This is a genomic window from Eubacterium sp. BL-380-WT-2B (assembly GCF_009696115.1).
Lineage (GTDB): Bacteria > Bacillota > Clostridia > Eubacteriales > Eubacteriaceae > Eubacterium > Eubacterium callanderi.
Genome location: NZ_VUMP01000001.1, coordinates 23,016 through 34,988, shown reverse-complemented (window position 1 = coordinate 34,988; position 11,973 = coordinate 23,016). Strand labels below are relative to the sequence as shown.

The window sequence follows — 11,973 nt, the reverse complement described above, 5'->3', positions numbered from 1 at the left end:
AATCACTGTTCCTGTGTCAATTTATCCTTCTGTATCCCAAACAAAGCTATCTACCATGTCTCTGGCGGCCTGTTCGGTGGTTTCTGATCCGCTGAAATTTGTAAGCTGGATCAGGCAGAACCCGTAATCCTTTACAATATAGTATTGCGTGGTGACAATATCGCCCTCGTCGATAGTAAAGATATACAGTAGATCTCCCTGCTCGGTATAGGTTCCATCCCCGTTCAGTTGTGCTTCAATACCATCCAGCTGCATCAAAATCTGTTGGACGATCGCATCCCGGAACTGCTCATGCTCCTCCAGACTATATTTGTTCTTTCCTACATGGATGGATATGTTGTCCGGCTTTTCATCATTTTCGTGACCTTCCTCTATGTAGAAAATCTGCGAATCAGTAGAATGCTTCTCAGATTTCTCCCATCCCTCCGGGACGGTATAACTTCCGGGAATCGCATGATCTTCAGATGATATTTCGGTTTCGGAAGAAGAGGGTTTCTGCCGATCCGCCACAGATTCATCAGAGGGAGATTGTGGCGATGAAGCCCCATTTTTGCCGCATCCAGCAAGGAGCAACACCATAGTTAATAACACAATTAAGATTTTTTTCATACTCTGATTCCTCTCACTTTATAATACTGGTTATCCGAGTTTGGAAACAATCTGGCAGAACATCTCAACATTTTCTTTCTGCCCCTGAATATCAGAGCCAATCGCATTGTTCATCAAAGAAATTTTCATTTTTTCTTTTCCAAAATGCAGCATTACGACTTTTCTTCCGGGCAGCAGCCCACCCTTGACTTCTGCCTTTGTTATGCTGCTTAAGGGCAGAGAAAGCCGGTTTTCAATTTTTGAGACATTGACGGAATTTACAATGACCATATTCAGGTGTTTCTCGGTAACTCCCAGATAGCAGTAAGCATTGCTCAGTGCGCCTAATGCAGCGGCAGCACCCCCCGTCAGTGTAGAAAGTCCTCCAATCAGTGCATAGGTATCAGCTCCGGCCATGATGACCGCCCATAACTTGCACTGATAGGCTTCGTTTTCCTTCAAAATGGCTTCCAGCATTTCATTTTTATCTTTTTCATTCATTGTAAGCATAATTGTTCCTCCTAATTATTGTTTTAAGTTGAGAACGCCGGATGCAATCCTTTGATAGATGCACCCGGCGTTCAAAAGCATTAGTCTGCTTTCAAATTTTTGTCCAGGATCACCAGTTCGCCGTTGCGTTCAATGATACCAGGCTGAACCACGACGATTTTCAGACCTTCCTGCAATTCCAGATACTGTGAAGCATAACCCCAAACCTTGACCTGATCGCCTTCCTCAAGCTCAATGGCAGTGCTTACAGTACCATCTTCATTCAAAATCTGGTTAGCAATACAGTAGAGCTGGCCGGTTGTATCCTCTGCGATGTAGAGAGACACATCCGAAGCGAGCGGCGTTCCGGCAATAGATTTATATTCACCGACTTCTTCGCCCCAAATAGTACCTTCACTGTAAAATCCAACGACCATATTTTCTTCATATCCCTCGATGATCGCATTGAAATCCTGAGCATACGGCTCCATCTCGGCTTTTGTAGTATCCTTGTAAGCGGCAATCTTTTCATTAGATGCCTGTTCTTTTACCTCTTGCGGCTGATAATCCTTGTATTCAAAAACATTGTCCGAAGCAAGCGTGATTGCTGTGTAGTCATCATCCAGAATGACTTTATAAACAGCAATTTCATCATCATCAACAGTACGATTGATGTCGATATTTCCTGCGGAATTCAGTTTATATCCGTCTACACCTTCCAGCGCCTTTTGTAAAGCTGCGTTGGACATCGCACAGTTGATCCCATTGAGCGTTACAAAGAAATCAGGATTTGGTTGATCCTTATCGGCAGAGTATTCCAGTTCTACCACCGTTCCGCCCTCAGCAGGCTTGCATGGCTCTGTCCCGGCATTTACGATTGCAACATCTATTTCCTGATCGTCTTTGGAAAGTTCCCCATAAATACGCTCGCCGGGTTGCAGAGAAACCTCTGCTGCATCATATTCTTCCGTTTCCAAACTCCAGCCGGCTTGTATCAGCTGGGAAGTTTCCAAAGGAAGTGTGTAGTAAGTGCCATCCAGTACGAACTCAGGTGTCCCGTCATTTTTCAGCTGAGACAGAATGGCCTCATCCGTACAGCCTTTATCGCTGCCCGCAGCTGCCGGAGCTGATGTCTGAGGTTTTGAGCCGCATCCGGCCAGCATACTGCATACCAGCACACATCCTGTCAGTAAAGCAATCCATTGTTTTTTCATAAGCGTAAATCCTTTCTGCGATTCTATCAAATTTGTTTTATGTATGAACAACTCATATCCTATATAAAGGTCGATTATGCTCCTATCAGCGTCATGACCACATAGAGTACGATAAGCAGGAGCGCAAGACACATTGCACAGAAAACGGCAATCGTCGTTTTGACCCTGTGCCGCTCCTTTAATGTCAGAACCATCATTGCAAGTACATCAAAGGAAAAGAAGAACTGGCAGATTCCAGCTAAAACCGCCAACCATTTCGGATGAATGCCGTCTTTGCATGACTTTATCAGATAAGCGATAGCATAGGGAGCTGCCCCTAATAGAATCCCGTATCCAAAAATCAAAAAAACAATGGTTACCAGTCCAAACAACGCCATCAGCGGCAATGGGAAGAATGCCATCAGCGTTACATATACGGTGATGCTCCCTCCGACCAGGTAGAACGGGATCAGTCCATACTTGATGATCAAAGTGCAGTTCAGCAATGTCTTTCTTGACCACTTTCTTCCTACGGTCAGCACAACAATCAAATTGACGATTCCCATGATAAAAGGCAGAAGGATCGATAATATCTGCAATTTGATCGCATTGTCAAAACAGCCTGCCAAAAGGAAGAATGTATAAGACACAATTACATAGAGTACCGGGAGGATATAAGTCATTTAACAACCTCCTTTCTGCGCCGGATCAACCAGAGAATCAGCCAGATCAAGCAGACTGGGAATGAGAACAAACCCAAAATAAAAAGTCCGGCTCCAACTGACCCGAGTATAGAGTCCCCGGTGGCTATATTGCTGATGATTCCGAACAGTGCCAGACCAAAGCTGAAAGAGAGCCAGCAAAAGAAAGCATATTTACTCTCTTTGGCGTTTGCGGGTACTCTTGATTCTCCCTTTTTGTTTCCAAGCTGGGTTTTTAGCTGTTCGCTTAGAAGTCGTTCCTGTTCCTCTAATTTGGTATCTCCGATCGCCCTTGCGTAATCTCCCCGAAGCAGGTGATACCCTATTTTATCCTGCGTATTTTTTGCTCGATGCAAAAACTGCTCCAAAATTTCTTCTGCTTCTGTCCAGCGCTGTTGGTCCAGCAGAGCGGAGAACCAGTTCGCTGTAATGATATTTTTGGAATGTTTGCTGAATGCCCAGGGACGCCAGCGATCCAATCCCTGTTTCAAATTATCAAGATTATGGTCGCTTTGATACGCCACCACATAGGGGTTAAGTTTCTTTGCCAGCCAATGTTCATATTTGCAATATGCGAAAAAGCATAGAGCCAGCAGTGCAAGAAACACTACAACAGCAATCCACATAGTCTCGTAAGAAAAAAAGTGATCATATATCAGGCACGCAACTCCGGAGAGAGCCGCAATGCTGAAAATTGGCCATGGATTTCTCATAATAGCAATATCTCCAATCATCTGTTTGAATAAAGATTCCGATATGGTCAAATTGTCATATCTATATGCAAACATTATAGCATTTGCATCATCTTTCGTCATCATTTTTCTGCTGTACGGCTAGGAATTTAATTGTAAATAAATTATGAATATATCTATTGCAATTTTACAAAAAGAAAAGCCTCATCCCTCGCTGATTGAGAGATGAGGCGAAATGATTATGCTGTAATCTCCGGGATTTCTCCGACAAAGTTATAAACGATTCTGACTTCCTGCACCTTCTGTCCGTCAATCTTCTTGACTTCGCCCACCAAAATTTTGCTGATGAGCCGGTTCAGCACCGCTTCATCCAGTTCTTCAATGGCTGCATAGCGCCGGATTTCTTTGATGAAGGTGCGGACTTCATTTTCCTGTTCGTCAGAGTGGCGCATCATCAACAGTAGGTCTTGCAGGCGCTTCTGGTTGGCTTCCTGCTCTTGTTCCAGTGTTGCTGTCAGCTTCATAAAACGCTGCTCAGTCAGGATTCCTTTTGCCTTATCGGTATATAGGCTCAGGAACATCTCATCAATTTCACGATTCCTGCTTTCCAGTCGTTGACATTCCTTCTGTGTCTGGGAGGCATCCAGAAGATACCGGCGCTCCATCCGGCTGCTCAGCCGCTGATAAAAAGCATCGGCATCTTTGAGCGCAGTCTTTGCCAGTTCCTGAATATCTTTCAGCACAAGGTTGTACAAATCTCTGGCTTCGATCTTGTGGCTGGTACAGGCGTTCTTGCCCAGCCTGTTGTAGGTCTGGCAGATATAATACGCCTTATCAATCGGTTCTCGCTGTTCGCCGGTAAAACGATTCTTTCCGGTTCTGCCAACCTTTTCATACCGCACCTGCATGGACTTTCCGCAAGTCGCACAATAAATGATACCGTGGAACAGGTTATAAAAGGGGCAGGAGTTGCCCTTCATAATGGTTGGTCTGCGGTCAATGATTTCCTGTACCTGCTCCCATTCTTCCGGGGAGATGATTGCTTCATGGCAATCCTCGATAATTTCCCAGTCCTCACGAGGGATAATGTCATAGGTGTTGGAGCGAATCCCTTTCTGATGTGTCCGGCAGACCAGATGTGCGCCCTTATAAAAGGGATTCCGCAGAATATGGCTGATTCTTGCACTTCCCCATGAATAGTAATTTACATCACATTCTGTGTTGCTTTTTACTCTGGTGATCGGGACTTTATCATCCATGAGCTGCTTTGCAATCCGCATGCATCCCCAGCCATCCAGCGCCATATCATAGATTTTTCGGATTACCGGTGCTGTCTCAGGGTCACGGATCAAATGTCCCTTATCCTCCGGGTCACGCATCAAACCGAGGGGCGGCTGCCCACCACAAAACTTCCCCTGCCGGGAACGGGTCATACGCCCTGCCAGCACCTTTTTGGAAATATCCCGGCTGTACATATCGTTCAGGATATTCTTAAACGGCGTAATGTCCATTTCCTGACGGGTCAGGCTGTCCACTCCGTCTGTAATGGCAATATAGCGTACATTGTGTTTTGGGAAAAAGATTTCGATATAGCTGCCAGCTTCGATATAATTCCTGCCCAGCCTGGACAGGTCTTTGGTGATAACGCAGCCTATCTTTCCCGCCTGAATATCGGCAATCATGCGCTGGAAAGAGGGGCGGTTGAAGTTGCGGCCTGTATAACCGTCATCTACATAATACTCATACTGGAACATCCCATTTTTTTCGGCAAAGTCCCGGAGCATAAGTTTCTGGTTGCTGATGCTCATGCTTTCATTATCGCCGCCATCCTCCAGAGAGATACGGCAATAAAGGGCTGTGATTTTCTGATTAACTTGTTTTTTCCTGCTCATAGTGTTCTCCTTCTATGAACAGGGACACGATATCATTATAATACCATGTCCCTGTCCATGATTCAACTGCTTTACGCCGCTTTCTGTGCCATTTCCCGATGCTCCAGCCATTCCTCAAAGTGTTCGCAGGTCTGACGCTCGATCAGCTGCTCAAAGGCTTCTCGCATGGTTTTGTCCCCAGAAAACTCACGAACCACTACAAACTGGACTTTTTTATTCTGCTTCTTGTTTTTCTCCATAGGCTACCTCCATAGAATAGGGGGATTAGACGGTGGTTGCGGCAACGAAGTCCGGCAACGGACATCAAAAAACCTGTAAACTATCGTCTGACCCTGATTTCTTAACTTTTCAAATTTTCTTATAAAATCTCGTTGCTTTCGTTGCCGAAAACATAGATAGATCATAAAAAGCCTTTACTTGCGGGCTTTTTCTATATCAAACCCATAAATTTATCAGCAACGAACCCGGCAACCAACCGGCAGCCATCCCGGCAACAGACCGTCCTTGTCAGGCGATCCACTCCTGCGGAAGTTCCAGCTGACGACATTCTTCTTCACTCAGTTCTACAAATCCACCTTCGTTGCTGGGTAGTTCGTTGCCGGAAGTGTCCCGTTCCCAGCCCTTTTGTCTGCCATATCCGGCAAACATCCGGGGATTGGAAAAAGGCTTCCAACCGGTCACGACCGTATTCATGATCTCATTGATATTGTGGAGCTGCCACCGCTTCGGCTCATCAAAGGTATGTCCCAGCGCCTCCTTGAACAGCTGTTTTGAGCAGACCATGTTTCCGGTGTAGTGTTCCAGAAATCCCTGTATCTGTCCGGCTTCGGTGTCCTCCGGCATGAAGTCTTTCTGCACCTCCACCAGTTGACGCTGGATGGACTTGCTGAATTTCATGGAATATTTGCCGCTGTGGTAAATGCTCATAGCTTCTGCCCATACCTGCAACAGATACGCTCTGGAAGCGTCCTCGTCCTCCAAAATGTGAACCTCTGCATTCTCCGGGTAAATCATGATTGGGAGAAAGCGCCGGTTCCCGGCTCGATCCAGCGGCAGAAAGTCCAGCGTATTCGAGGAACCACCGAACACACACTGCCGAAGCCGGTCTTTAGGCTGAGATTCATAAGGTGTCCGGTAGGTTTCCTTCTGTCGGCTAATAAAGGAACGGATTTCTTCAATGCTCTTTGCGCTGCTGGTGGCAAGCATCTCTGACATCTCAATGATCCAGTGACCTTGTAGCTTTTGGAATACCCGGTCGTCATCCAACTTCTTCAGGTCATCAGAGAACCATTCGTCCCGGATCGCCAGCAGTCGGAAGAAGGTGGACTTCCCGGCACCCTGACCGCCCACCAAACAAAGCATTTCCTCATATTTGGAACCGGGACGGAATACCCGGCGTATAGCACCCAGCAGGAAATGTTTCAGCATTTCTTCCACATAGTCACTTTCATCAGCACCAAGAAAATGGTGCAGACAGGATCGGATGCGTGGTGTACCGTCCCAGACAAGGCTGTTCAGCACATCCTGAATTGGATGGTAACAATTTTCGTTTGCTACGATAGAAAGGGCAGCCGTGATCTTTTTCTCACTGGTCAGCTCATAGTTTCTCTCAAAATAGAGGAGAAGATATTTCACATCAGTATCCGTCAGAGCGCTGGTATTCCTGCGCCAGCCCAAGTCCTGTACAATGTCTACCCGGTCTGTCAGGAGATTAAGCCGGATGGCATCCCGCAGGAGTGGATCGCAGCAGAACACAATCCGGCAGTTGTCGATGGTGTTGGCTGTTTTTCCCTTGTCGGTAACAGAAAGGCTCTGCCGCACCTCATCAACGCTCTGTTCCGTCGCTATGGCTTCGGCTGCGCTCATCACAGCCTGCTGGGTGGCTGGCGATAAACTCTGATATTCGCTGTTCAATTTTCCTCACCTCTTTTCCATACTCAGCAACTACAAAAGCTCGTTCTTCTATGCTGTCAGACAGAAGAAGATCCAACAGATATTCGATATATGGCTGCCTGTGCAGAGCCTCCACAAACAAAGGATTCCAGTCATCCTCCGGTTGTTTGGGCGCATATTCTTCTTTCCATCGTTCCAGCAAACGCAGGTAGTCGCACAGCACCCGAAAGCATTTCTGCTCTGCCTGCCGGTATCGCATTTCCTCGCTGATTTTTCTTTTGATTACTCTCTTTTGTGGCGGATCGTGGCCTTTGCGGTCAAAGCTGATTGAGAAGTCCTCTGCCAGCTTTAAGGCAGCTTCTTTACTGCTTAGTCCAAAAAGACGGGAAGTGAAATCAATCACATCTCCATCTGCCTGACAGGCAAAACAATGGAACCGTCTGTCCACCTTCATGCTGGGATGCCTGTCATCGTGAAACGGGCAACAAGCCATCCCGTTGCGTCCTACTGAAATTCCATAAACCAAAGCAGCCTGCCTTGTGGTAACAGACTGTTTTACTGCTTCAAATACATTCGTTTCTTCCACCTCCAAACAATGCAAAAGGCATCCGGTTTCCATAGAAAATCAGATGCCTCACAATTCCATATCCTGTTTTCTTGTTGGAGCAATCCGTCCTTCACGCTCCCAGCGCACCCGGTTCTCCCGATCAGCGTCCAGTTTGCCTTGTGCCAGCTTCTCCTTAATGGATTTTCTGGCTTTATTTTTGATCTGCTCTTTGCCAGCCTGTTTGACCTCCGGTTTTAACAGCACCGCCTGTACCTTTTTGAGAACTTTTTCAGCAGACTGCTGTAATTTTTCTCGCACCCTACTCAGCAGAGTGTTCGCTATCTTCACAACTTCTGGCGAATTTTTGGCATTGGGCGATACCACGCTCTTTCGATATTTCTCAATTACTTCCATATCTTCAAGCTGGGTTTGTTCCCGAACCTTGTCGGTCACAACCTCCACCGCCTTGTCATAGGCTACACCGGAAACATCTTCCAGCAAGGTTTCTACATCCTCAATTTTTAGCGTCAGTTCCTCCAGCTTTTGCTCCTGTGTCGCCAGCTGCTCCTTCTGCTTCATCAGGATATAATCCTGCTTTTCCAAATAGTCACGCCCACCATAAGACGGCTCCTGTTCCAGATGCAGCCCATGCCGTTTGGCAACGTCAAATAAGATTATCCGACAGACTGCATCAAAAGTCTGTTTCCGGTTATTGTGCTTTCCTTTTGGCTGTTCCGGTTTAGGGAGAGGGATACCCAGTTCCTCCAACGCCTTTTCCTGCTGGGGGCACAGCTCTCCATACCGATTTTCACAGTCAAATACATGGCGCTCATGGATGTGCGGAGTTCCTTCATCCAGATGGAGCGCCCAGTCTAAAATGTGGATATGAGAACCGAAACGGTTTTCAAATTCCTCATAAAATTCACTGACAATGAGCGCTAAAGTCTCTGGCGGAACGGATTCTTCCATAGTGCCGATCTGGTAGATGCTTTCTTCTGGACAGGTCTTGTTATTTTTCAAAAGATCATCCACAGTGCGATTGCGCTCAATGTGCCGGGTTTTCTCGTTCCGGGCGTTCTGAGCATTGACATGGTCGGCATAATGCTCGTAGTAATACATCCGTTCAATTTCCTCAAAGCTGAAATCCGGCTGCTCTGAGTTTTCCCGAAAGTCGTGGGTGGTAAAGCCCCGGTAACAGTCCCAGTACACATTTTGTCTGGCACGCTCAGCGTCAATGTGTTCGCTATTTTCTACATCGAACCGACGGTCATTGTGCCGGGGATTGTAAGTGCCATGCTTCCCAGATCGTCCATTGTGTCTTGTTAATTTCAAATATTTTTCCTCCTTCCTGCAAAGATGTTCTGGGCTGGGGAGGGCGGCAAAGCCGCCAGACCTGCGAAGTTTTGCGTCAGGTAATACCCAGTACAAGTTGACGCAGGCATCAACTTTCCCTGGGCAAGGCGTTTCACCCTTGACCCGATGAGGCTGGCTGCCCTCAACCCGCCAATGGGCATTGCCCCTTGACCCCAGCAGTGCGCTGCCGCCCCTGCACCCCGGCACAAAGGGCTGGCTGCCCTCTGTACTCCCGCACCGGCGAAGCTGGCCTTCACCGCAGAAGCGGTTTTTGCCAGTTTCACCGGCTCCGTATCCGTACATTTACGCCCATAGGCGAGAAGTGGATACAGAATACGCCTGCGGAAATTGCCGATCAAAACAGCGGGTGCAGACCCGATATTTTTTCGTAAATCGCCCTCATTTTAAGCGATTTTTTCTTCTGTCTGTATGACCTGAAAGCCATGCTCTTTTGCGCACTCCCTTGCAGCTGCCAGCCGTTCTTCGCTGTACGGCGGCACCAGCCGGATCGAAAGTCGTGACTTGTCCATCACATAGGTCACGCTACCTTCCGGCGTACTGCGTTCCAAGCGGCACAGCAGAGGGTACTTCCGGCTGAAATCCTCCAGTCTGCGTTTCAAGCTGGCATTGAAGGTGTAGATACTGGCAATCGTCTCGCCCTCATTCCAGTTGATGATGGTTTCTTTTTCATATTTAGACAGCTTCCTCATACAGTTCCTCCTCATAATCGGTGTTTGCTTTCAGCGCACGCAGACTGCGTCTAATCCGGCGGTATTCGTCCATCTCCATACGCAGATGATGGTAAAAGGCTTCGTACCACCTTTCCTCTGTCTCTGTCTCAATTTTACGAGCAAGATGAAGCATCTGGCTTTTCGCCTCCGGGTCAACAGTCAATGCTGTCAGCCATTTCAGCCTTGTCACTGTGTTGTGATGGCTGGGGCAGGCGTAAGCGTAAAGAATTTTCTTTTCCTTCATATTCAGTTTCATAATGATCTACCTCCATTCATTTGATGCGGTATGTTCCGCATCGTTTATTTTTCTGTCTGCCGGTCTGTCTGCAAAATATTCCTGCCCGGATTCTCTCCCAGCGTATTGTCCTCTTTGGTGCGCTCTTATCGTGGCGTCACTTCCCCGGAGGTCGTCCCCCTTGCAGTCGGTCATTCATTTTTCAAGGTTCTATGTCTCCTGACAAGAACCAGTTTACCGAAAAAAGAGGGCTGCTCCCGTATGTCCAAGACGCAGGAAAAACACATGAAAACCGCATATTTCCACGCTCTCGGAAATGTGCTATAATGAAAAACAAAAACCGATGGCAAGGAGGTGCTTTGATGTACACAAAACTGTCAATCCCGGAACGGCTCAAAGACCTGCGAGTGGTGGATAAGCACCTGACGCTGGAACAGCTGGCAGAACAGACCGGCCTGTCTAAGTCGGCACTGGGGAAATATGAGAGCGATGACTACAAAGACATCAGCCCATTTGCGATTGCGACACTGGCAAAGTTTTACGGAGTGTCCACTGATTATCTGATGGGCGTGTCAGAAAATAAAAATCACCCAAACACGGAGCTTCAAGCTCTGCATCTGAGTGACGCTATGGTGGAACTTTTGAGCAGCGGAAAGATCAACAACCGCCTGCTTTGTGAACTGGCGACTCATCCAAATTTTTTGCGGCTGATGGTTGATATGGAAATCTTTATTGACCAGATCGCTGATATGCGGGTGAACCAGATGAATCTGATTCTGGAAGCTACCCGGCAGACCATTTTTAAAGAACACGCACCTGGAGAAAATGATCTGTATATGCGGACGCTGGAATTGGGTCAGGTACAGGAGAACGATTTTTACAGCCATATCCTTCATGATGATCTGGACAGCATTGTCCGGGATATACGGGAAGCCCATTTGAAAGACAAGACCACAGCCGACCCACAGCCAACACTGGATGAGGTCAAAGAGAATTTTGAACAGGCCATACAGATGGGAACCGACACAGAAGCTATGATCCATGAGTTCTGTGATAAAATGCAGATTCCTTTTGAAAAAATTTCATCCGAGGACTTTTCGGCTTTTCTGCGGATACTGAGCCTGTCCAAACTGCTTAAAAACCCAAACAATATGCGGGGAAAAGCCAAGTCACAGCCGTATTATATGCCAAAAAAGAAAAAGCGCAGGTAGCAAAAAGGCCATCCACTATAAAAGTGAATGGCCTCAGTTTTTCCACCTTCTCAGACGAAAATCATCTCAGACCGAATGACTTCCTCTGCCCGGTGGCGTATGCTGTTCATGTGACCGACCCATGCAAGCTGGTCTTTTGCTTTCAATTCCTCCGTGACTCCCTCTGTTTCTTTTATCTGGGCAATGATACAATCCAGACGGTTCTGTGCCTGCTCATCCAGATCGGCAAGATATGTCCACAGCTTTCCAGACAGAAGCAATTCATTGTACCGGTCGGGACAATACTCTTGCAGATATTCCCTGTGCATCCGTCCCCACCGTCCGATTGGGCGGCTTTCCTCCGGCAGCTGTAAGTCTGGAATATAGTAGTCTCCGACCAGAACATAGTCCAGACCGTTACTGTCATCATGGATATGCTTTTTCAATTTCTCCATAGCGACCTCCTGTT

14 protein-coding genes are annotated in these 11,973 nt (G+C 47.2%); 1 reads left to right on the top strand and 13 read right to left on the bottom strand.

From position 1 onward, the window contains the following. Nucleotides 1-21: 21 nt before the first annotated feature. The 12 genes from FYJ53_RS00215 to FYJ53_RS00165 form a co-directional block, all read right to left on the bottom strand. Nucleotides 22-609: a hypothetical protein gene (locus FYJ53_RS00215; RefSeq protein WP_013378569.1), complete on the bottom strand. Its 588-nt coding sequence runs from the start codon at nt 607-609 to the stop codon at nt 22-24. 30 nt (nt 610-639) lie between these two features. Continuing rightward, nucleotides 640-1,098 (bottom strand): hypothetical protein, encoded by a 459-nt coding sequence (locus FYJ53_RS00210; RefSeq protein ID WP_002592082.1) that lies wholly within the window; start codon nt 1,096-1,098, stop codon nt 640-642. An 80-nt stretch (nt 1,099-1,178) separates the two neighbouring features. Continuing rightward, nucleotides 1,179-2,291, bottom strand: a complete 1,113-nt coding sequence (locus FYJ53_RS00205; RefSeq protein ID WP_004613374.1) for a hypothetical protein — start codon at nt 2,289-2,291, stop codon at nt 1,179-1,181. A 74-nt stretch (nt 2,292-2,365) separates the two neighbouring features. Then, the gene (locus tag FYJ53_RS00200; protein WP_002592080.1) at nt 2,366-2,953 is read right to left on the bottom strand and encodes a hypothetical protein; all 588 of its coding nucleotides are present in this window, start codon (nt 2,951-2,953) and stop codon (nt 2,366-2,368) included. Beyond that, nucleotides 2,950-3,786 carry a ribonuclease III gene (locus FYJ53_RS00195; RefSeq protein ID WP_013378568.1) on the bottom strand — a complete coding sequence of 279 codons (837 nt, stop codon included), beginning with the start codon at nt 3,784-3,786 and terminating at the stop codon, nt 2,950-2,952. Before FYJ53_RS00195 ends, FYJ53_RS00200 begins: the two co-directional genes overlap by 4 nt. Nucleotides 3,787-3,902: 116 nt before the next feature. Then, nucleotides 3,903-5,555 carry a recombinase family protein gene (locus FYJ53_RS00190; RefSeq protein WP_002594252.1) on the bottom strand — a complete coding sequence of 551 codons (1,653 nt, stop codon included), beginning with the start codon at nt 5,553-5,555 and terminating at the stop codon, nt 3,903-3,905. 71 nt (nt 5,556-5,626) lie between these two features. After that, entirely contained in the window at nt 5,627-5,794 is a 168-nt protein-coding gene (locus tag FYJ53_RS21065; protein WP_002594253.1) for a hypothetical protein, read from the bottom strand. A 268-nt stretch (nt 5,795-6,062) separates the two neighbouring features. Continuing rightward, nucleotides 6,063-7,421 carry a virulence-associated E family protein gene (locus FYJ53_RS00185; protein ID WP_002594254.1) on the bottom strand — a complete coding sequence of 453 codons (1,359 nt, stop codon included), beginning with the start codon at nt 7,419-7,421 and terminating at the stop codon, nt 6,063-6,065. Further along, entirely contained in the window at nt 7,381-8,067 is a 687-nt protein-coding gene (locus FYJ53_RS00180) for a CHC2 zinc finger domain-containing protein (protein ID WP_002594255.1), read from the bottom strand. The genes FYJ53_RS00185 and FYJ53_RS00180 overlap by 41 nt, the downstream gene beginning before the upstream one ends. A 15-nt stretch (nt 8,068-8,082) precedes the next feature. Beyond that, nucleotides 8,083-9,327, bottom strand: a complete 1,245-nt coding sequence (locus tag FYJ53_RS00175; RefSeq protein WP_154556944.1) for a serine/arginine repetitive matrix protein 2 — start codon at nt 9,325-9,327, stop codon at nt 8,083-8,085. 425 nt (nt 9,328-9,752) lie between these two features. Then, nucleotides 9,753-10,058, bottom strand: coding sequence for a hypothetical protein (locus FYJ53_RS00170; protein ID WP_002594257.1), 306 nt, complete (start codon nt 10,056-10,058; stop codon nt 9,753-9,755). Beyond that, nucleotides 10,042-10,335: a hypothetical protein gene (locus FYJ53_RS00165; protein ID WP_002594258.1), complete on the bottom strand. Its 294-nt coding sequence runs from the start codon at nt 10,333-10,335 to the stop codon at nt 10,042-10,044. The genes FYJ53_RS00170 and FYJ53_RS00165 overlap by 17 nt, the downstream gene beginning before the upstream one ends. A gap of 341 nt (nt 10,336-10,676) precedes the next feature. Between FYJ53_RS00165 and FYJ53_RS00160 the strand changes: the two genes are divergently transcribed. After that, complete coding sequence (locus tag FYJ53_RS00160; RefSeq protein WP_013378564.1) at nt 10,677-11,525, top strand: helix-turn-helix domain-containing protein; 849 nt, start codon at nt 10,677-10,679, stop codon at nt 11,523-11,525. A gap of 50 nt (nt 11,526-11,575) precedes the next feature. Here the strand turns inward: FYJ53_RS00160 and FYJ53_RS00155 are convergent, their stop codons facing one another. Continuing rightward, the gene (locus FYJ53_RS00155) at nt 11,576-11,959 is read right to left on the bottom strand and encodes a TnpV protein (protein ID WP_002593334.1); all 384 of its coding nucleotides are present in this window, start codon (nt 11,957-11,959) and stop codon (nt 11,576-11,578) included. Nucleotides 11,960-11,973 lie beyond the last annotated feature (14 nt).

Bases quoted from the DNA above. Each gene is read 5' to 3' on its own strand.
- FYJ53_RS00215 (WP_013378569.1), bottom strand. From the start codon at position 609: ATGAAAAAAATCTTAATTGTGTTATTAACTATGGTGTTGCTCCTTGCT.
- FYJ53_RS00210 (WP_002592082.1), bottom strand. From the start codon at position 1,098: ATGCTTACAATGAATGAAAAAGATAAAAATGAAATGCTGGAAGCCATT.
- FYJ53_RS00205 (WP_004613374.1), bottom strand. From the start codon at position 2,291: ATGAAAAAACAATGGATTGCTTTACTGACAGGATGTGTGCTGGTATGC.
- FYJ53_RS00200 (WP_002592080.1), bottom strand. From the start codon at position 2,953: ATGACTTATATCCTCCCGGTACTCTATGTAATTGTGTCTTATACATTC.
- FYJ53_RS00195 (WP_013378568.1), bottom strand. From the start codon at position 3,786: ATGACGAAAGATGATGCAAATGCTATAATGTTTGCATATAGATATGAC.
- FYJ53_RS00190 (WP_002594252.1), bottom strand. From the start codon at position 5,555: ATGAGCAGGAAAAAACAAGTTAATCAGAAAATCACAGCCCTTTATTGC.
- FYJ53_RS21065 (WP_002594253.1), bottom strand. From the start codon at position 5,794: ATGGAGAAAAACAAGAAGCAGAATAAAAAAGTCCAGTTTGTAGTGGTT.
- FYJ53_RS00185 (WP_002594254.1), bottom strand. From the start codon at position 7,421: ATGAGCGCAGCCGAAGCCATAGCGACGGAACAGAGCGTTGATGAGGTG.
- FYJ53_RS00180 (WP_002594255.1), bottom strand. From the start codon at position 8,067: ATGGAAACCGGATGCCTTTTGCATTGTTTGGAGGTGGAAGAAACGAAT.
- FYJ53_RS00170 (WP_002594257.1), bottom strand. From the start codon at position 10,058: ATGAGGAAGCTGTCTAAATATGAAAAAGAAACCATCATCAACTGGAAT.
- FYJ53_RS00165 (WP_002594258.1), bottom strand. From the start codon at position 10,335: ATGAAACTGAATATGAAGGAAAAGAAAATTCTTTACGCTTACGCCTGC.
- FYJ53_RS00160 (WP_013378564.1), top strand. From the start codon at position 10,677: ATGTACACAAAACTGTCAATCCCGGAACGGCTCAAAGACCTGCGAGTG.
- FYJ53_RS00155 (WP_002593334.1), bottom strand. From the start codon at position 11,959: ATGGAGAAATTGAAAAAGCATATCCATGATGACAGTAACGGTCTGGAC.